16 protein-coding genes are annotated in these 18,253 nt (G+C 66.4%); 9 read left to right on the top strand and 7 right to left on the bottom strand.

All coding sequences use genetic code 11. The features are described 5' to 3' along the window. The first annotated feature begins 6 nt into the window (after window positions 1-6). Genes GGR45_RS11325 through GGR45_RS11345 form a run of 5 tightly spaced genes read left to right on the top strand, consistent with a single transcriptional unit; the run spans window position 7 to window position 2,830 of the window. Window positions 7-609 carry a chemotaxis protein CheD gene (locus GGR45_RS11325; RefSeq protein ID WP_246358187.1) on the top strand — a complete coding sequence of 201 codons (603 nt, stop codon included), beginning with the start codon at window positions 7-9 and terminating at the stop codon, window positions 607-609. A 32-nt stretch (window positions 610-641) separates the two neighbouring features. Next, window positions 642-1,019 carry a response regulator gene (locus tag GGR45_RS11330; protein WP_175312005.1) on the top strand — a complete coding sequence of 126 codons (378 nt, stop codon included), beginning with the start codon at window positions 642-644 and terminating at the stop codon, window positions 1,017-1,019. Between the two features lie 25 nt (window positions 1,020-1,044). Then, a complete protein-coding gene (locus GGR45_RS11335; RefSeq protein WP_175312004.1) occupies window positions 1,045-1,488 on the top strand; it encodes a chemotaxis protein CheW in 444 nt (147 codons plus the stop codon). A 50-nt stretch (window positions 1,489-1,538) separates the two neighbouring features. After that, window positions 1,539-2,552: a chemotaxis protein CheB gene (locus GGR45_RS11340; RefSeq protein ID WP_175312003.1), complete on the top strand. Its 1,014-nt coding sequence runs from the start codon at window positions 1,539-1,541 to the stop codon at window positions 2,550-2,552. Continuing rightward, window positions 2,549-2,830, top strand: a complete 282-nt coding sequence (locus GGR45_RS11345) for a hypothetical protein (RefSeq protein ID WP_175312002.1) — start codon at window positions 2,549-2,551, stop codon at window positions 2,828-2,830. The genes GGR45_RS11340 and GGR45_RS11345 overlap by 4 nt, the downstream gene beginning before the upstream one ends. Window positions 2,831-2,846: 16 nt before the next feature. On the opposite strand, the gene GGR45_RS11350 is transcribed toward GGR45_RS11345, so the two are convergent. The 4 genes from GGR45_RS11350 to GGR45_RS11365 form a co-directional block, all read right to left on the bottom strand. Continuing rightward, window positions 2,847-3,353 carry a helix-turn-helix domain-containing protein gene (locus tag GGR45_RS11350; protein ID WP_175312001.1) on the bottom strand — a complete coding sequence of 169 codons (507 nt, stop codon included), beginning with the start codon at window positions 3,351-3,353 and terminating at the stop codon, window positions 2,847-2,849. Between the two features lie 215 nt (window positions 3,354-3,568). Beyond that, window positions 3,569-6,424, bottom strand: a complete 2,856-nt coding sequence (locus tag GGR45_RS11355; RefSeq protein WP_175312000.1) for a porin family protein — start codon at window positions 6,422-6,424, stop codon at window positions 3,569-3,571. A 230-nt stretch (window positions 6,425-6,654) separates the two neighbouring features. Next, window positions 6,655-7,467 carry a ferredoxin--NADP reductase gene (locus GGR45_RS11360; RefSeq protein ID WP_175311999.1) on the bottom strand — a complete coding sequence of 271 codons (813 nt, stop codon included), beginning with the start codon at window positions 7,465-7,467 and terminating at the stop codon, window positions 6,655-6,657. A gap of 86 nt (window positions 7,468-7,553) precedes the next feature. Beyond that, a complete protein-coding gene (locus GGR45_RS11365) occupies window positions 7,554-9,821 on the bottom strand; it encodes a TonB-dependent siderophore receptor (RefSeq protein WP_175311998.1) in 2,268 nt (755 codons plus the stop codon). Between the two features lie 79 nt (window positions 9,822-9,900). On the opposite strand from GGR45_RS11365, the gene GGR45_RS11370 reads away from it, so the two are divergent. The 3 genes from GGR45_RS11370 to GGR45_RS11380 are packed head-to-tail and all read left to right on the top strand — an operon-like array spanning window position 9,901 to window position 12,165. Continuing rightward, window positions 9,901-10,227: an iron transporter gene (locus GGR45_RS11370; protein WP_175311997.1), complete on the top strand. Its 327-nt coding sequence runs from the start codon at window positions 9,901-9,903 to the stop codon at window positions 10,225-10,227. Then, complete coding sequence (locus GGR45_RS11375) at window positions 10,224-11,798, top strand: PepSY-associated TM helix domain-containing protein (protein ID WP_175311996.1); 1,575 nt, start codon at window positions 10,224-10,226, stop codon at window positions 11,796-11,798. Before GGR45_RS11370 ends, GGR45_RS11375 begins: the two co-directional genes overlap by 4 nt. Next, complete coding sequence (locus tag GGR45_RS11380) at window positions 11,791-12,165, top strand: DUF3325 family protein (RefSeq protein WP_175311995.1); 375 nt, start codon at window positions 11,791-11,793, stop codon at window positions 12,163-12,165. The genes GGR45_RS11375 and GGR45_RS11380 overlap by 8 nt, the downstream gene beginning before the upstream one ends. On the opposite strand, the gene GGR45_RS11385 is transcribed toward GGR45_RS11380, so the two are convergent. Beyond that, complete coding sequence (locus GGR45_RS11385) at window positions 12,071-13,006, bottom strand: glutaminase (protein WP_175311994.1); 936 nt, start codon at window positions 13,004-13,006, stop codon at window positions 12,071-12,073. The genes GGR45_RS11380 and GGR45_RS11385 overlap by 95 nt on opposite strands. 117 nt (window positions 13,007-13,123) lie before the next feature. Between GGR45_RS11385 and GGR45_RS11390 the strand changes: the two genes are divergently transcribed. Further along, window positions 13,124-14,419: an MFS transporter gene (locus GGR45_RS11390; RefSeq protein WP_175311993.1), complete on the top strand. Its 1,296-nt coding sequence runs from the start codon at window positions 13,124-13,126 to the stop codon at window positions 14,417-14,419. Here the strand turns inward: GGR45_RS11390 and GGR45_RS11395 are convergent. Together GGR45_RS11395 and GGR45_RS11400 are read right to left on the bottom strand one after the other, a co-directional pair. Then, entirely contained in the window at window positions 14,377-15,132 is a 756-nt protein-coding gene (locus GGR45_RS11395; RefSeq protein ID WP_175311992.1) for a DeoR/GlpR family DNA-binding transcription regulator, read from the bottom strand. The two genes, GGR45_RS11390 and GGR45_RS11395, sit on opposite strands and share 43 nt — an antisense overlap. A 153-nt stretch (window positions 15,133-15,285) precedes the next feature. Next, entirely contained in the window at window positions 15,286-18,084 is a 2,799-nt protein-coding gene (locus GGR45_RS11400) for a TonB-dependent receptor (RefSeq protein ID WP_175311991.1), read from the bottom strand. Window positions 18,085-18,253 lie beyond the last annotated feature (169 nt).

An 18,253-nucleotide genomic window follows, 5' to 3' on the forward strand; every position in this document is an offset into this window, starting at 1 on the left:
CCCGTCATGACCCAGCAATCCCCGCCGCCCTTCACCCCGCCGCCCCTGACCCGGCTGGCACACCGCGACGGCCTGCGCCGAATCAACGTCATCCAGGGCGAGACGCGGGTCAGCCAGGACAAGGACGTCGTGCTGACCACCGTGCTGGGCAGCTGCATTTCGGCCTGTCTTTACGATCCGATCGCCGGAATCGGCGGATTGAATCACTTTTTGCTCGCCGAACCGGGTGTCGCGGAAACCGATCCTAAATCCATGCAGCGCTATGGCGTGTATGCGATGGAAGTTCTGATCAACGCGATGATGGCGCTCGGGGCGCAGCGGCACAGCCTGAAGGCCAGGCTGTTCGGCGGCGCGATGATGCGCGACGGCTTTCGCGACATCGGCTCGGCCAATGCGCAGTTCGCGCGCCGCTTCCTGGCGGACGAACGGATCGCGCTGGTCGGCGAGGATGTTGGCGGAGTCAGCGCGCGCCGGGTCGAGTTTCGTCCGGCGCTGGGCCTGGCCCGTTGCCGCCACGTCACCGATACCGCGCTGCCACCCCCGCCGCGCGCCGCCCGCCCCGCCCCGCCGCCGCCACCCGCCGCCACCGGCGATGTGGAGTTTTTCTAATGTCTCTCGATCCTTACCGGAAAGGCCAGTTCGTGTCCCAACTCATCATGACCGTGGACGATTCGCCCAGCATGAGAATGCTTCTGCGCGCCGCGCTCACCGATATGGGATATCGCGTGCTGGAGGCCGAGGACGGCGTTCATGCGCTCGATACGCTGGAGGGGGTGACGGCCGACACCGTGCCGGACCTGGTCATCACCGACATCAACATGCCCCGCATGGATGGCTTCGGCCTGATCGAGGCCCTGCGTCGTCAGCCCGACCGCCGCAACCTGCCCATCCTGGTGCTGACCACCGAGAGTTCCGACGAGAAGAAGGCGCGCGCGCGTGAGGCGGGCGCGACCGGTTGGATCGTCAAGCCCTTCAATCCCGAAAAGCTCGCCGCGGCCATCCGCCGCGTGCTGCACTGATCCACTCTTCCAGAGGAATCCGACCATGTCGCGTCAGCTCATCACGTTCCAGCTCGGCGACCAGATCCTGGGCGTCGACATCATGGCCATCCGCGAGATCCGCGCCTGGTCGCCAGCTACCCCGCTGCCCAATGTGCCCGCCCATGTTCGCGGCGTCGTGAACCTGCGCGGCGTCGTCCTGCCGGTGCTCGACCTGCGCCACCGGCTGGGCTGGGGTGTGACCGATCCCAGCGCGCGCCACGTCATCATCGTGGTTCGGATCGGCGAGCAGCTGCAGGGTCTGATCGTCGATGCGGTCAACGACATCGTGACCGTCCCGCCCGAAGCGATGCAGCCGCTGCCCGACATGGGCGACGCAACGGCAGCGCATTATCTGGAGGGGCTGGCCACCATCGAACAGCGGCTGATCCTGATCCTGGCGCTTGATCGCCTGACCGATAGCGTGACATTGACGGCCGAAGCCGCGTAATCCCATGTTTTTCAAGACGTAACGGCGTTTCCGTTGGAAGGTATTGAGTAATGGCGGACGTTAAGGTTCTGGTCGTGGACGACTCGCTGACGATGCGGGTTCTCATCTCGGGCGCGCTCGAACGCATCAAGGGCGTCCAGGTCGTGGGCGCCGCCGACGGAGCGGCCGAAGCGCGCAAGATGGTCGACCAGTATCGGCCAGAGGTGATGACGCTGGACGTCGAGATGCCGGGCATGAGCGGGCTGGAATATCTGGCCGAGATCATGGAGGAGCGGCCGATGCCGGTCATCATGTTCTCGACCCGGACCGCCGCGGGCGCCGCCGAGTCGGTCGAGGCGTTGCGACTGGGCGCGATCGACTGTTTCCCCAAGCCCAAGGTGGCGGTTCAAGCCGAACTGGACGCGATCATCGGCAAGCTGGGCAAGCGGATCAAGTCGGCGCGCAACGCCGATCTGAAGCGCGCCATGGCGGGCAAAGCGGCGGCGGCGCGCAAGCTGCCCACGCCCGACATCAACTGGAACGGCCGCCTGCTCGCGATCGGCGCGGATGCCGCCAATACCCAGGCGCTGTTCGAGCTGTTCCAGAGCTTCCCCGCCAACTGCCCGCCGACCCTGGTCGTGCAGCAAATGTCGCCCGGCCTGCTGACACCGATGATCGAGCAGTTGCGCGAGCAGATCGCGCCCAAGATCGTCGAGGCGACCGACGGGATGAAGGTGGAACAGGGCACCATCTATTTCGCGCCGCAGGGCGAAACGCACATGGTCGTCGACAGCTGGCCCGAAGGCACGCTCCGCCTGCTCGCGCGCGAGCCGGTGGCGGGCGAGCGGCCGTCCATCTCGCTGCTCTTCGCGTCGGTCGCCAAGGCGGCGGGCAGCAACAGCCTGGGCGTATTGCTGGCGCTGGACGACGAGGACGGCTCAGCGGGCTTGCGCGCCATGCTGGCAGGGGGCGCCTATGCCATCGGTCGCAACGGTACCGACTTCACGCTGAACAAGGGCGCGGTATCGCAGCCGGTGGCGGGGGATGCGATCTTCGCCAACATCATGAAGCTGTGCAGCAAATGACGGCCTCGGGCATGGACCCGGTCCTCGCCCGGGCACTGGCGGACGAACTGGTCGACCTGACCCGTTCGCTCGCCGACCTAGCCTATGAGCTGGGCAGCGATCCCGACACGCTGCGCCGCCACATGGTCAGCATCCAGGACGTCGACCGGATCACCCAGTCGCAACTGGCGATCGCGGACATCCTGCGCTCCGACGCGCCCGCGTCGGCGCGGATCGACGGCGTGACGCTGGAGACGCTCGCCGACCGGCTACGCACGCGGATGGCCAAGGCGGCTTAGCGCCGAGCGGGGGGCGTCAGGCGGCGGGCTTCTTCTTCGTGACGGCACTGGGCGCCGCGATCCGCTCGACCAACGGACGCAGCCCCTCCAGCCATTGCCGAACCGAAACGCGCGCCTCGTCGCTCAGGCTCAGCAACCCCAGCCGACGATCGGTCGGATGGGGGGTGCTTTGGAACATGCCCATCGACACCAGCATGTTGATCCAGCGGACGGCGGTGGTGCGCGGCACGCCCGACGCGCGGTAGCAGGCGCTGGTTTCCACGCTGCGCCCCGCTTCCTCTTCCAGAAAGACGAACAGCAGCATATCAAACGCCGGATCGGCGAACAGGTCCCCGCCAAAGAAACCCCCGATCCCCTCGCGCGCGGCGCGGATGATCGCGCCGATATCGACGGGGCTGATCCGCTTTTCATTCTCTTCGCGGACCATGGATTCCAATATGGCGAGTTCGTCGCGAATTCGACGAATTCGATCGTTGATTCCGTCCGTCATGCCCTCATCCCGGCCGCCATAGCGGTCGCTCATGACATCTCCGCCCAATTCCTGTTTCTTCCGCCACTGACGCGAGACGACGCGCCTTTGCCCAACCTATCCTGTTTCCGCCTCCGCGCCGCAATTCCAGAAGTGAAGGGAAGACGAAAAAACTAGACCAGGTTAATGAAAATCTGGTCGGACTGGCCTATTGAAACCGGTTCGGACATGATTTTTGTAAACGATTACGTCCCATCTCGCGCCCGGCATCAGAAGAAGAGCTTGCGGATCGACAGCCGGACGGTCCGGCCGAGCGGATCGAGATAGCCGGGCTGATAGCCGATCGGCACGGTGCCGTTGGCATCGGTCACGCGCTGGCGCTGGTTGAACAGATTGTCGAACGACAGGCTGACCCGCGTGCCGCGCAGCCAGGGATGGGCCTTGAGCAGATCCAGCCGCTGGCCCAGATCGGCGAACAGCCGAAGATCAACCGTCGCCAGGCTGCCGAAGTCGAGCGCCTGGGGATTGGCCGGGGTGCCGCCATTGACCCGCGTTGCGCTCTGCCAGTTGCCCGACAGGCGCACGCCGACGCCATTGTTGGAATAGCCTGCCTGCGCCTGCACCTGATGGCGCGAGGTGCCGCCGCTCGACCCGATCGCATCGCCGCGCAGCAGGTCGAGCACCGGGCCGCCATTCGCCACCGTCACCCGATCCGCAAAGGTCCAGGTGTGATAAAGCGCGAACTGCACGCGCCCGCCGCCACCGCCCCGACCACCACCAAAGCCGCCGCCCCGGAAGCCGCCGCCGCCCGGTCCACCACCGGGACCGCCTGCACCGGGGCCACCAGGACCACCAGGACCACCAGCGCCCTGCCCACCGGGGCCGCCCTGCCCTTCGCGACGCGGGCCTTCCCCGTTGCCACCACGACGACCGGGGAAGTTCAGCCCGGCGAACGGATTGGGGCCGGTCCCGGCGCGGAACGCCTCCAGCTCCTTCTGGATTTTCGACTTGATCGGCTTGGAGAAGTTGAAGCCCCAGCGCAGCTGCGACCGCTCGGTCCGGGCGAAGTTGATCGGGCGCGAATCGACGCTCAGCAGATTGCCCGCCGCGTCGCGGGTGAAGCGCCCCGGAAAGGCCGCCTCGATCGCGGCGGTCGGCGTCGGGAAGGACGCGATCGGATCGTCGGTGTTGATCCGGTAATAGTTGGCGGTCAGGTTGATGTCGCGGGCACGCCAGGGCTTCACCGTCAGGCCCAGCTTCATGACGTGCCGGTTGTCCGCGACCAGGTTCGGATTGCCGCCCGTGATCGCGGTGATCGTCGCGGTGGTGCCGCGCACATAATCGAACAGGCGGACATTGGGCGTGGTGATCGTCGGATTGCCCAGTTGCTGCGCGGTCGGTGCATCCTCCTGATCGGTCCAGGAGGCGATGACCCGCACGCCCTCCAGCGGCGACCAGTTGGCGCCATAGCCGACCGTGGTCAGCGTGCCGAAATCCGACAGGTGATTGGCCCCGGCATTGAAGTTCAGCGACAGGTCGCCGATCGCGCCCAGCACCTGGCGGTCGCGATTGGCGATCGGCAGGTCCAGATTGACCTGACCGTTGACGATGTCGCGCGACACGTCACCCGACTGGAAGATGCCGAACCGGGTCGAACTGCTGGAGAAGTCGCTGGTCTGGCCGCCGACCTTGACGCTGGCCTGCACATCGCCCGCAGGCAGCGCGAAGACTCGACCGTTGAGCAGCGCATCGACCTGCCCGGTGGAGGAGGTCGAACGCGCGAAATTGCGCGCCGCCAGACTTAAGCCGTCGAGCGGCCCGTAAGGATTGGCGGTCGGATCGCCCGCATTGAGCCTGGCCTGGAACCCGGCGAGGTCCAGCCCGGTATCGGTCGCCACCCGGCTCTCCGCCCGGTCATAGGCTCCCGTCACCGACCAGCGCCATTTGCCCAGATCGCCGTTGAACACCGTGCCGAAATGCGCGGTCAGCCCGGTATTGTTCTGGACCAGCGGGCCATAGGCATCGGTCAGGCGGCTGACCGTCGCGCTGGTCCCGAACGGCGAATAGGGATTGCCCGCAGGCAGCACCAGATTGGCCGAGGGCAGGCCGTTCCAGCTGTTGCTCTGCGTCGTCTGGATCTCCGCATTGAACGAGGCGGCCACCTTGTCGAAGATGTTGCGCGCATAGACGATATTGGCGTCCCATTGCCGCTGGGCCGATTGCAGCGTGCGATAGGGGGTGACGTCGGTGCTGGTCGCCGGGCTGCCCGCCAGTTGCGCAAGGCTGGGTGCGGCGGTCAGGCCCGCAGGCACGCCGACGACGCTGGGGCTGGTCCCGGTCAGGGCGGTCAGTCCAGGATCGGCGGTGACGATATTGCCGCCCAGCGAGGCGTTGGAGGTCGGCGCGATGATGCCGCGCTCCGCCTCGGTCAGGCGCGAATTTTCGGAATAATCGGTGTGGATGCTCAGCCGCTTGTCGCGGCGGATCTGCAACCAGTCGAGCTTCCCCTGCCCGGTCGCCGAACCACCCTGCGTCGGCACCGTGCCGATCGCCTCGGCCGCCAGCGAGCGGAAGCGCGGGCGCAGGACGAAGTTCACGACCTTCTGGTCGGCGCTATAGCCATATTTCAGCGCGACCTCTTCGGGGAAGATGTCGACGCGCAGGATAGCCTCGGTCGGCAGGTCGCGGATTTCCTGGAAGCCCGCGATGCGGCGGCCATTGAGCAGGATGACCGGCGATCCGCCGCGCCCGCTGGTCGTCTGCGGCGCGAGCTCGGTGAGCAGGTCGGAGACGCTCGACACGCCATAGGAGCGGACATCGGCGGGGCTGAGCTGCTGGTCGGGCGGGATGTCGCCGATCACCTTGCCCGGTTCGCGGCGCGCGGTGACGACGACATCGGGCTCGGCCTCTTCGCCTTCGTCCTCGGCCTCGGGCGGGGTCTGGACCGGGGAGCGAGCGGCACCGCTCGCCTGTCCCTGCGGCGCCGCGGTCGCGGCCGTCGCCGGTGCGGAAGCGGTCGCCGGGGGCTGTTGCGCGGGAGCTTGCGGTGCAGGCTCCGACGTCACCTGCGCCTGTGCGATCGCCGGCATCGCGCTCGCCAGCATCAAACCCGCCAAAAGCCGCATGTCCGTCCCTTTTCCCTTATCCGAGGGTTCGGGCGTTAGGACGCAAATGTCGCACAAATGTGCCGCCCGCACCGACAAATGTCGCGGGGTAAATGCACATTCCTCCCCGGCACGGGGAGGTGGCAGGCCGAAGGCCTGACGGAGGGGGGCTTCCGCGCAGGATGGCCTTGGCGGATAGCCCCCTCCACCATGCTTCGCTGGTCCCCCTCCCCTTGCAGGGGAGGAAAGGATCAGCCCGCGAACGCCTTTTCGATCACATAGGCGCCCGGCTGCGCGTTCGAGCCTTCGGGGAAGCCCATTTCCTCGAACTTGGCGCCCAGCGACTTGATCATCTCCATGCTGCCGCACATCATGATCCGGTCGGTTTCCGGGTTGAAGCCGTGCGCGCTGGGCAGCCCGGCGAACAACCGGCCATCGTCGATCAGTGCGTCGATGCGGCCCGAGGTGTGGAACGGCTCGCGCGTGACGGTCGGGACATAGTGGAACTTCTCCGCCGCGACGTCCCCGACCAAAGGATCATCGGCCAGCTTGCCCGCCAGTTCGTCGTGGAAGGCCAGGTCGCTGACCCGGCGGACCGAGTGGACGATCACCACCTCGTCGAACATGTCGTAAATGTCCGGGTCACGCGCGACCGACAGGAACGGCGCCAGGCCCGTGCCGGTCGACAGCATGAACAACCGCTTGCCGGGCAGCAGCGCGTCGGCGACCAGCGTGCCGGTGGGCTTGCGACCCAGATAGATCTGGTCGCCCGGCTGCACCTTTTGGAGCTTGCTGGTCAGCGGCCCGTCCTGGACCTTGATCGACAGGAAATCGAGCTTCTCGTCATAGGAGGGGCTCGCCACGGAATAGGCGCGCAGCAGCGGCTTGCCGTTGTCGCCCTGCAGCCCGATCATCACGAACTCGCCCGAGCGGAAGCGGAAGCTGTCGGGGCGCGACACCGAGAAGGAAAAGAGATGCTCGTTCCAGTGATGGACGCTCTGAACCGTCTCGACGCTGAGCGCCGTGGTCGGGGTCAGTTCGGGCAGGACAGTATCGGTCGACAAACCTCAAAACTCCTTTGCGCCCCCGCCCGCCGATCGTCCGGCGGAGGGGGCGAACATGGTCGTGTTCGAATGAATCGGATGCGCCCTTACCAAGAATAGCGCAGGCTGCCTACAAAGGTCCGCGATGCCCCGTAATAGCAGCCATTGTTGAAGAAACAGCTGGTGATGTGGCGCTTGTCGAACAGATTGGCGACATTGGCGGTCAGGCTCAACCCCTCCATCGCCGGGCTGACCCGGCCGAGATCGTAACCCAGCATCAGGTCGGCCAGCCAGTAATCGGGCGATTGGAAGCGGCGGACGACGGTGCGGCCCGAAGCCACCGTGGTCGCGGTCCCGTCCGATTCGCCGACATAGCGTACGCCCGCGCCCAGGCTGAGGCCGCCCAGCGCGCTGCCGACACCCGCCTTGCCCAGGTCATAGGACAGGAAGCTCGACGCGCTCCATTGCGGCACGCCCAGCGGACGCGTGCCGGTGACGCCGCTCAACTGGTCGCCGGTGCCGACCACGGGCGTCCCCTGCCGGACATAGGGATCGTTATAGGTGGCGGCGACGACCACGTCGAAGCCGGGCGCCACCGTCCCACGCCCGTCCAGTTCGATGCCCCGGATCGACACCTCGCCGATCTGCACCTGCGAGTTGCTGGGGATATTGCCAGTGCCCGCGCGCGGATCGGCGACCGGCACGTTGCGGCGGCGCAGGTCGAAGGCGGACAGGGTGAACAGGGCGGTCGTGCCACGCGGCTGGTATTTCAGCCCCGCCTCATATTGGCGGCCGGTGACGGGAATGAAGTTGCTGCCGTCCCAGGTGCTGCCCGCCTGCGGCTCGAAACTCTCCGAATAGCTGACAAAGGGCGAGAGGCCGATCTTCGTCTCGTACAGCGCGCCCAACCGGGTGGTGAACGCCGTCTGGTTCAGGCGGGAGACGGCATTCGTGTTCAAATTCTGCGTGGTCTGGCTGTACGTATCCCAGCGCCCGCTGGCGATCAGTTGCAGCCCACCGATCGCGATCTGATCCTGCAGATAGACGCCGACCTGATCGCGCTTGGTGTAATTGTGCGTCTGGGCGATCGGGAAGCTCGGCAACGGCACGCCGTAAACCGGCGCGAACAGGCTGAGATCGGGGATGTTGAACACCGGATTGGGGTTCGTACCGGTGAAGAAGGCCTGGTAATTTTCGCCGCGATTATGCTGCCAGTCGACGCCGCCCAGGATGGTGTGGCGGACCGGGCCGGTGTCGAGCTTGCCGACCAGATGATTGTCGACGGTGAAGGTCTGGAACGCCTCGTCCGACCCGCCGCCGCCGCGTTGCAGGGTTGAAAAGTCGCTATTTGCATTCGCACCCGTGCCGCGGGTCACATAGCCCGATCCGTAGATCTGCCGATAATGCAGTCCGATCGCGAGGTAGCGTGCGTTCGTGGTCCAGCTCAGCCGGTCGTTCAGGTCGTGGCGGAACAGGATCGTCGCCGATTTCTGCGTCCGGTCGAACGCCTCGTACGCAGGCTCGGACGTGTTGAAATCGACCGGCAGCACCCCGAACGGATTGGGCAGCGCCGAGCCATAGACCGGCACGCCGCTATAGGAGCCCGATTCGGGATCGCGCTGATAATTCAGGATCAGCGTCACGCTGGTCGCCTTGTCGGGGGCGAAGGTGAGCATGGGACGCGCATAATAGCGGCGATTGGCGGTGTATTTGATGAAGCCGTCCGACTCCTCGGCCCCCGCAATCATGCGGAAGAGCCAGCGATCGTTCGCATCCAGCGGCTGATTCACGTCGATGCTGGAACGCAGCAGCGCATAATTGCCCGCCGCCAGCTCGATCCGCCCGCCCGACCCCGCATAGGGCAGCTTGCTGGTCAGGTTGATAAGCCCGCCCGGCGTGCCCGAGCCATAGGTGACGCCCGCCGGCCCCTTCACGACATCGACCGACTCGACGAGGTGAAAGTCGACCTGCGGGCTGGCATAGACGCCACCGAGCAGCCGCATCCCGTCCATGAAAATGCCCGGCGCGAAGCCGCGCAGGAACAGCTGGTCGTAACGCGTCGCGACATTGCCGCGCTGATTGGGCGCGACGCCCGCGACATAGCCGAGCGCCTGGTTGATCGACAGCGCGTTGCGCCGGGTCAGCTCCTCCTGGTCGATCACCGCGATGCTCTGCGGTGTCGCGATCAGTGGCACATCGGTCTTGGTGCCGGACGATGCGCTCTTCTTTTCGCGCTGTCCCTCGACCACGATGTCCTCGTTGCGCAGCCGCTGGGGATCGTCGTCCGACACGGTCAGCGCATGAGCGGGAAGCGCACTCCCCAGCATCGTTCCCGCCGCACAGGCGGCCAGCAGCGCCCCGCGAAAGCTGCGCATAAATTTACTCCCTGCTATTGATAGTGACTCTCAAATGCTGCTAAAGCCGCGGCATCGGGATGACAAGGGGAAAGCGCAGGTGGCATCGGGCCAGACCATTGACGGACAAGCCGGACGCCGGTGGCGCGGCGGCATCGCCATGGCGTGGCGATGGATCACCGCGATTCTGGGCGGTTATGGTTTTACGGTCGCCGCCGCGATGCTGTCCGCGCGCATATTGCCCGCGCCCGATGCGTCGGCCCGGATCGAAGCGACCGGTTGGCCGATGCTGCTGTCCTTCCTGCTTTATGCCGGAATCGGGCTCTGGGCGCTGCACGAGGTTCGGCTGGGCCGGATCAGCATGGTGATCTGGGGCGGGGCGCTGGTGATGGCGATCCTGCTCAAGCTGCTGGGCGTACGGGCATGAACGGTACCGGCATGAACGATACGGGGGCGCAGCGCGGCTGGCGACAAACCATGGCCTGGGCGCATGGCTGGCTGGGGCTGATCGCCGGCTGGATCCTCTTTACCATGTTCCTGACCGGCACTTCGGCCTATTTCCGACCCGAGATCACCCGGTGGATGCAGCCCGAAATCCATGCCCAGGCCGCCTCCCCGACACAGGCGGCGAATTCGGCAATCCGTTATCTGTCGCGGGTCGGACCCGACGACCTGCAATGGTATATCTATCTGCCCGACGAGCGGACGGTCGCGACCCGTGTGTTCCGCGCGCCCGCCAAGCCCGATCCCAGGCATCGCAAGGCCGAGCTGGACCTCGATCCGGTCAGCGGAACGCCCCTGACCGCGCGCGAGACGCGGGGCGGCGAGCAATTTTATCGCTTCCATTTCCAGCTTCAGCTGCCGCATCCCTGGGGACGCTGGCTGGCCGGGCTGTGCGCGATGGCGATGCTGGGCGCGATCATCTCCGGCGTCATCACCCATAAGCGCATCTTCGCCGACTTTTTCACGCTGCGCTGGAACAAGGGGCAGCGCAGCTGGCTCGACGCGCACAACGTCTCGGCGGTGCTCGGCCTGCCCTATCATGCGATGATTACCTATACCGGGCTCATCACGCTGATCACCATGTACATGCCCTGGCCGGTGCTGATGAACTATGCCAAGCCCGCCCAGTTCATGCAGACCGCGTACGGCACCCCGGCGGACGTCTCCGCCAGCGGCGTGCGCCAGCCGCTGGTCGCGATCGCGCCGCTGATCCGCGATGCCGAACGCCGGCTGGGCGGCCCCGCGACCCGCGTCATCATCCAGCATCCCGGCGATGCGGCGGCGCGTATCGCCATCGCCCAGGCCAAGCGTGGCGCAATCAGTTCGCGCACCCCCGTCGCGACCTATGACGGCGCGACCGGCCGCTTCGTCAGCCGTAGCGGCGATCCCGCTGTGGCGATCAATACGGCCGGCGTGATGCTGGGCCTGCACCTCGCCACCTTCGCGGGCATCGCGCTGCGCTGGGCCTATTTCGTGATGGGACTGACCGGCGCCGCGATGGTCGGCACCGGCCTGCTGCTGTGGACCGCCAAGCGGCGCAAGCCGGGTGCGGCACCCTTTTTCGGGCTGAAACTGGCCGAGCGACTGAACATCGCGGTCATCGCCGCCTTCCCGGCGGGCATGGCCGCCTATCTGCTCGCCAACCGGCTGATCCCCGCCGCCATGGAGGGTCGCGCCGACATGGAAGTGTCGGCAATGTTCTGGACCTGGGGCCTGCTCGCGCTCGTCCAACTCGGCCTGCCCGCCCGGCGCGCCTGGACGGCGCTGTTCGGCATCGCCGCCGCCTTCTGGGCCGCCATTCCGGTGGCCAACGCGCTGACCACCTCGCGCTGGCTGGTCCCCTCGCTGCTAGACGGCGACCGGCTGTTCGTCGCCTTCGACCTGTCTTGCCTCGCCATCGGTATCGGCTTTGCCGTCGCCGCCCGCGTCAGTGCCCGCCCCGCCCCCAAAACGCCCGGCCGTTCGCGCCGGTCCATGGAGCCTGCTCATGCTTGATACGATCGTCCTTTGCTTCGTCGGCTTCTGGCTGCTCGCGGCCGGATCCTATCGCCATGCCAAGGAGGCGGGGACGCACCATGATGCGCGGCTGCGCATGGGCCTGAAGCTGCTCGGCGGTGCGGTGCTGCTGCTGGCGCTGTCGTCCTGTGGCACGGCGGTCACGGGCGAGCGGGTCGTGCGCATGTTCGGTGCGGCCTCGATCGCCGGGGTTGCGCTCAACCTGATCCTGTCGGTGCGGGGGCGCGCGGCCTTTGCCCCCTTGCGCGCGGTCAACCGGCTTGTGGGTCGAACACGGACCAGCCCGTCCGCTGCACCAGCCGTTCGAGCGCCAGCGTACCAAGCTGCGAATTCCCGCGCGCGTTGAGGCCGGGCGACCAGACGGCGATCGAGGCCCGGCCGGGCACGATCGCCAGGATGCCGCCACCCACCCCCGACTTGCCCGGCAGGCCGACGCGAAAGGCGAACTCGCCCGACCCGTCATAATGGCCGCAGCTCATCATCAGCGCGTTGATGCGCCGCGCCCGCTGCGGTGACACGACCGAGCGGCCCGTGCCCGGATGGAGGCCCCGCGCCATCAGGTAACGCCCCGCGAGCGCCAGCTGCCGACAGCTCATGGCGAGCGCGCAGAAGTGGAAATAGACGCCCAGCACCCGCTCGACGGGGTGATGCAAATTGCCGAAGGCGCGCATGTAATGGGCCAGCGCCTGGTTGCGGTGGCCCGTCTCCATCTCGGCTTGCGCTACGGCGGCATCGATGACGATGTCGTCCTCCCCCGCCAGCGCACGGACGAAGCGCAGCATTTCGCCGATCGCCTCGCGCGGCTCGTATCCGCCGAGCAGCACGTCGGCGACCACGATCGCGCCCGCATTGATGAACGGATTGCGCGGGATGCCCTGTTCGGTCTCCAGCTGCACGATCGAGTTGAACGCGGTTCCCGACGGCTCGCGCCCCACCCGCCGCCACAGCTGGTCGCCGACCGCACCCAGCGCCAGGGTCAGCGCGAAGACCTTGGAGATGCTCTGGATCGAAAAACTGTCCTCGGCATCGCCCGCCAGATGGCACTGGCCGTCCGCCTCGACGATGGCGATGCCGAAGCGACGCGGGTCGATGCCCGCCAGTGCGGGGATATAATCGGCCGGTGTGCCCCGGTCGGGCGCCTCGGCCATCTCGGCGGCGATATCGGCCACGATCGCGGACAGGTCCATGACGCTCGTCGTGCCGCGCCGGCCCTGCTTTGTCGAGCCGCCGCGAACCCGTCACAAAATGCCGCTAGGGAGCCTTCGCTTCCTCCCAAAGCATCCAAACGGACCAACAGCATCATCATGCGCGACAGGGATACCGCCCCGCCCGCCCCCGGGTTCTGGACGCTCGCCAGCGTCGAGGGCTGGGAGAGATTCGCGATTCAGGGCGCGAAATCGTTGCTGACGCTGTTCCTCGTGACCGATTTGCTGACCCGGGGCGGGGGCACGGTGCTGGGCATGGCGCGGCTGCGTGCCGCGATCGAGGGCGTTACCGGCGCACATGGCGACATCGCCTTCGCCTCGCAGCTCTATGGGCTGTACGGCGCACTAACCTATCTGGTCCTGCCGCTCGGCGGATGGATCGCGGATCGCAGCGGGCAGCGACGGCGCGCCATGTATGTCGGGGCCGCGTTGATGACGTTGGGGCTGCTGGCGCTGGCCAGCCGCAGCTGGGCGCTGCCGGGTCTGGCATTCCTGATCGGCGGCATCGGCCTGCTCAAGGGCAATCTGGCCGCCGAAGTGGGCGCCTTGCGGGGCGGTTCGGGCGGCGAGCGCCTCTATGCCGCCTATCTGGCCTTCCTCAATGGCGGCGCGCTATTGGGGCCGCTGATCGGCGGATGGCTGGCGCTTCGGGTCGGTTTTGCCGCCGCCTTTGTCGCAATGGCGGGCAGCATGATCGCGGCGATCCTGATCCTGCGCACGGCGCAGCCCGTCCGCCTCGTCGACGTTCCCGTGACGGACCGCCATGGCACCGACTGGCCGCGCGTCATTCTGGCCATTGTCGCCGTGACCCTATGCTTTTGTGCCTATGAGCAGTTGACCAATATGGTGCTGCTCTGGGCGGAGGAGCGCGTCGACCTGACCATCGCCGGGCTGACCGTCCCGCCCAGCTGGCTGGCGGCGATGGACGGGCTGTTCACCATCGCGCTGGCGATGATCGCCTATCGGGTCTGGCCGCGCCTGCCCCATGAGCCCGATCCTGCGCTCAAGCTGGTCGCCGGGGGGATGGCGATCGCGCTGGCCTATGGCCTGTTGGCATGGCTGTCGGGTGCGGCGGGGGCGATCGGGCTGGGTGGGCCGATCTGTGTCGCCGCGCTGCTCTCGCTCGGCGTCGTGCTGTCCTGGCCCTCGGCGCTGGCGATCGTCGCCGCCGCCGCACCGCCGTCACGGCGCGGGCTGATGACCGGGCTGTTCTATCTCCATGGCTTCGTCGCGCACCTCGTCGTGGGCGAGCTGGGCGCACTCTATCCCCGCATGGCGCAACCGCATTTCTGGGCCATTCACGCCGCATTCGCGCTGGCGGGCGCGGCCGTCGCCCTCATGATCCCGCGCGGTCAGGCGACCACCACCTCCACCCCGGCCAGCGCCCCGGCATAAGCGGGCGACAGGGGCGCGTCGGTCACCAGCATCGCCACCGCGTCGAGCGCGGCGACCTGGATCGTGCCGGGGCGATCGAACTTACTCTGGTCGGCGGCGATCAGGGTGCGGCGCGCCCGGGCGATCATCATCCGGCACACCGCCGCCTCGCCCGCGTGATAGTCGGCGAAACCATGGTCGAGATTGACCGATTCCACCGACAATATGGCCAGCGCAGGCGTGAACATGCTCAGGAAATCGCGCGCGGTGGCGTCGAAACAGGCCCGATATTCATAATCCATCTCGCCGCCCGCCAGCATGATGCGGTTGTCGTTGCGGCCGCCCAGTTCGGCCGCGACGCCCACCGCATTGGTCACGACGGTCAGCCCCTGATGATCGCGAAGCGCGCGCGACACATAATGACCGGTGGTACTGGCATCGATATAGATGGTTTGCCCGTCGGCCACGAGCTGCGCGACGGCGGCGGCGATCCGCTGCTTGGCCTCGGCATGGCGCTGCAGCCGGGTGGCGAAGGAACCCTCCGTCTCGACCTTGGCGATCCGCACCGCGCCGTGCGCCCGCACCACCGTTCCGGACGCCTCCAGGACGCGCAGCTCGCGCCGCACCGTCTCTTCGGACACCGACAGCGCCTCGGCCAGCTCGCCGATGCCGCGAAACCCGCCTTCCCCAAGTAACGCCACGATCTCATGCTGGCGGCGCTGGCGTTTCATCATGTCTTGCGGATCCTCTCGTTCCGGCCATGCTAGCGTGCGACCATTCGGTCAGGAACCCCACACAAAACCGCCGACGGCGCGAGCGAACGCACCGTCGGCGCAGGAGCGGTCCGGCACCCATGGGGGCGGGCGCCGGATCGGGGAGGGGTAAGGTCAGAAGGCGTAGGTCAGGTTGAGCATGTAGATGCGCCCCGTCTCGACATAGCCGCCCTTGCGGTCGTTCGAGAGGTACGCCTTGCGCTCGCTGGTCGTCGCCCAATAGCTGTGTTCGTCGAACAGGTTCTGCACCGACGCGCCGACCGTCAGGCCCGACGGCAGGACATAGTTGACGATCAGGTTCGAGATGGTCGTCGGCTGGATATAGGTGTCCGGGCGGCTGGAACGCAGATCGTACAGCCGGTCGCCGGTGTAGTTGTAGTTCCACTCCGCCGACAACGGGCCATGGGCATAGAACAGCGCGGCGTTGTACATGATCTTGGGCGCCTGGGTCATGCGCTGGTCGCGCATCTGACCGTTGACGAACACCCGCGCCGTGGCGCGCTGCACCGTCACATTGGCTTGCAGCCCCAGCCCGTCGAGCAGCCCCGGCAGACCTTTGAGCGAATAACGCCCGAACAGTTCGACGCCATAGATCTTGCCGGTCGCATTGGTGGTCAGGCTCGACACCTCGACCCCGCCCTGCTGTTCCGACTGCGGATTGCCCCAGATATTATAGTCGCCGGTCGCGTTGGTGGTTCCGGTCGCGAACAGGACGTGATTCAGATCCTTGTAGAAGGGGCTGATCGAGAAGAAGTCGGTGCCCTGCCCCTTATACTCCACCGAAGCGTCGTAATTCCACGAGGTCTGCGCGTTCAGATTGGGGTTGGGAATAAAGACCCCCGTCACCTCGCCCAGATCGTTGCGTGACACCTGCGTCGGGCCGAGCAACAGGTCGAAGGCCGGCCGCGAATAGCTTTTGCGGATCGAGGCGCGGACCACCATGTCGTCATTGGGGCGGTAATTGGCGATGACACTGGGCAGCCACATGTCATAGTTGCGGCTGGAGGTGGCGAACCGACCGGTGTCGTTGCCCTGGTCCTGCCAATAGGTGCCCTTGAAGCGGTTATATTCGTAGCGCACGCCAGGTACGACCTGAAGGTCGCCGAACTGCATCGTCGCCATCACATAGCCCGACAACCGGTTCTCCCGCCCGTCGAGGCGGTTTTCCTTCAGCTTGACCGGATCGAGCCCGGCAATCTTGGGGGTCGACAGGCGCGCGACCTGATCCTCGATGAAGCGGGTATCGATCAGGAAGATCGGCACCTGTGCCGCGCCGTTCATAAACCCGCCGAGCATCCGGCCGGGCAGCGTCATCAGACCCGGACCCGTCGCGGCATAGCGCGGCGAGGCCGAACCATCGGCGTTGGGGAAGGTATATTGCAGCGCGCCGTCATCACCCAGGGCATTGGCATAACGCTTGGCATCCTCGACCTTGGCCCCCGCCGAGATCGACACCAGGCCCTGGTCGGCATGGTGCCAGGTCGTGTCGAACTGCCCCTCCAGGCGGCGCTCCCAGGTGTTCTCGAACTGCTGGGTGACGTACCACTGCTTCAGCTTGGTCAGGTCGGTCAGATAGGCGCGCGCCGCGTCGGTCAGCACGACCTGCGGGAAGGTCCGCTGGCCGATCGAAGTGACCATCCGGTAGTTGGCGACGCCCATATTGTTGGCGGTGCCGATATAGGGCGCGCCGGCAAAGCCCGACTGGATCCGCAAGGGATAATCCTGGGTGCCCCGCGAATAGGCGCCGTGATAGTCGAAGGTGAAGTCGCCCGAGCGGGTCTGGCCGCCGATCTTGCTCGTCACCAGCGTCTGATTGCTATGCTCGGTGCGGAAATAATCGGTCGCGGTCAGGCCGTAATCGGCGCGGTAGCCGGCGGCATCATACGAGCCGTTATTGGGGTTCGGATTGATCTGAGAGGGCGCGAGGCTGGTCTGGCGCAGCGCGGTCTGGTCCATCCAGCTCTTGAGATTGTACTGGCCATAGGTCGAGTGCCAGTAAAGGTCGGTCGTCTCCCCCTTCCAGTCGAGGTTCAACGTGCCGCCCAGCCGCTGGATACGGTTGCGGAATGCCTGCCACTGGACACCGCGCGCAAACAGATTGTCCAGATTGTCGCGGATCATGCCGGGAATATTGTTGTTATACTTTTCCCAGTCATGCTGGACCGCAGTGGATTCGCCCAGCACATGCTTCAGCCCGTAATAGGCTGAGGCATAGACGCCGAAATCCCCTAAGCGCTGCGCCGTCTCGACCTGGGCGACACCGCCCCAGGGGTCCTCGCCCCGCGCCGCCGCACGGCCCGCGACCTGGCCCTGAAGGCGGATCTGGCTGCGATGATTGGGCAGGTCGAAGGCGGTGATCGGCACCATGTCGATGATGCCCGCGATCGCGTCACCGTCATATCGGGCGGTCGGCGCCTTGTCGACGCGCACCGTCTGGAGCGAGAAGGGCGAGAGCAGGTTCATCGAGATGGCGCGCGTGCGCGCATCGGTCTGTGCCAGCCGCACGCCGTCGAACGAATAGGCGTTGTACGAGGTGTCGAGACCGCGGATCGAGACATATTGCGCCTCGCCCGTGGCGGCCGCGTTGCGCGACTGGTCGACCGAGGCGCTGATCCCCGGCAGCCGCGTCAGCAGGTCCGCCAGATTCTGCTGCGGCTGAAGGCGCAGTTCCTCACCCGACACGACCGTAGCGAGCGACTGGCTACGCAGCTGTTCGTCCTGCGCGTCGACCACCGCCTGACGATGGCCCTTGACGACCACATCCTCGCCAACCTGCGGATCGGCCGAAGCGATCGCCGGTTCGTCGCCGGCCACGACCGGATCGGCGGCGAATGCGGGTGCGGCGACAAGCAAAGTGGCGGCGGTGCTGCACAACAGGCGCACGACATGCGCCCGCTTGGACGAAGCGGTCATGATATTCCCCCTGGGTCAATTCTGATGGCGACGCCCCCCGGGCGCCTTCGACGGCTCCGCTAGGGATGCCCTGTGACAATCCGATGACTTATTGACCGACTTTTGATGACTTTGGAAATTTCTTGGCTTCCCAACTCACGACGCAGATGGGATCGGCGAGCAATGTCAC

The sequence above is a fragment of the Sphingomonas zeae genome (genome assembly GCF_014197135.1).
GTDB classification, from domain to species: Bacteria; Pseudomonadota; Alphaproteobacteria; order Sphingomonadales; family Sphingomonadaceae; genus Sphingomonas; species Sphingomonas zeae.

Excerpts from the sequence above, each read along its gene's own strand:
- GGR45_RS11385 (WP_175311994.1), bottom strand. The coding sequence starts at position 13,006 with ATGGACCTGTCCGCGATCGTGGCCGATATCGCCGCCGAGATGGCCGAG.
- GGR45_RS11380 (WP_175311995.1), top strand. The coding sequence starts at position 11,791 with ATGCTTGATACGATCGTCCTTTGCTTCGTCGGCTTCTGGCTGCTCGCG.
- GGR45_RS11335 (WP_175312004.1), top strand. The coding sequence starts at position 1,045 with ATGTCGCGTCAGCTCATCACGTTCCAGCTCGGCGACCAGATCCTGGGC.
- GGR45_RS11350 (WP_175312001.1), bottom strand. The coding sequence starts at position 3,353 with ATGAGCGACCGCTATGGCGGCCGGGATGAGGGCATGACGGACGGAATC.
- GGR45_RS11345 (WP_175312002.1), top strand. The coding sequence starts at position 2,549 with ATGACGGCCTCGGGCATGGACCCGGTCCTCGCCCGGGCACTGGCGGAC.
- GGR45_RS11365 (WP_175311998.1), bottom strand. The coding sequence starts at position 9,821 with ATGCGCAGCTTTCGCGGGGCGCTGCTGGCCGCCTGTGCGGCGGGAACG.
- GGR45_RS11325 (WP_246358187.1), top strand. The coding sequence starts at position 7 with ATGACCCAGCAATCCCCGCCGCCCTTCACCCCGCCGCCCCTGACCCGG.
- GGR45_RS11340 (WP_175312003.1), top strand. The coding sequence starts at position 1,539 with ATGGCGGACGTTAAGGTTCTGGTCGTGGACGACTCGCTGACGATGCGG.
- GGR45_RS11375 (WP_175311996.1), top strand. The coding sequence starts at position 10,224 with ATGAACGGTACCGGCATGAACGATACGGGGGCGCAGCGCGGCTGGCGA.
- GGR45_RS11400 (WP_175311991.1), bottom strand. The coding sequence starts at position 18,084 with ATGACCGCTTCGTCCAAGCGGGCGCATGTCGTGCGCCTGTTGTGCAGC.
- GGR45_RS11355 (WP_175312000.1), bottom strand. The coding sequence starts at position 6,424 with ATGCGGCTTTTGGCGGGTTTGATGCTGGCGAGCGCGATGCCGGCGATC.
- GGR45_RS11395 (WP_175311992.1), bottom strand. The coding sequence starts at position 15,132 with ATGATGAAACGCCAGCGCCGCCAGCATGAGATCGTGGCGTTACTTGGG.
- GGR45_RS11390 (WP_175311993.1), top strand. The coding sequence starts at position 13,124 with ATGCGCGACAGGGATACCGCCCCGCCCGCCCCCGGGTTCTGGACGCTC.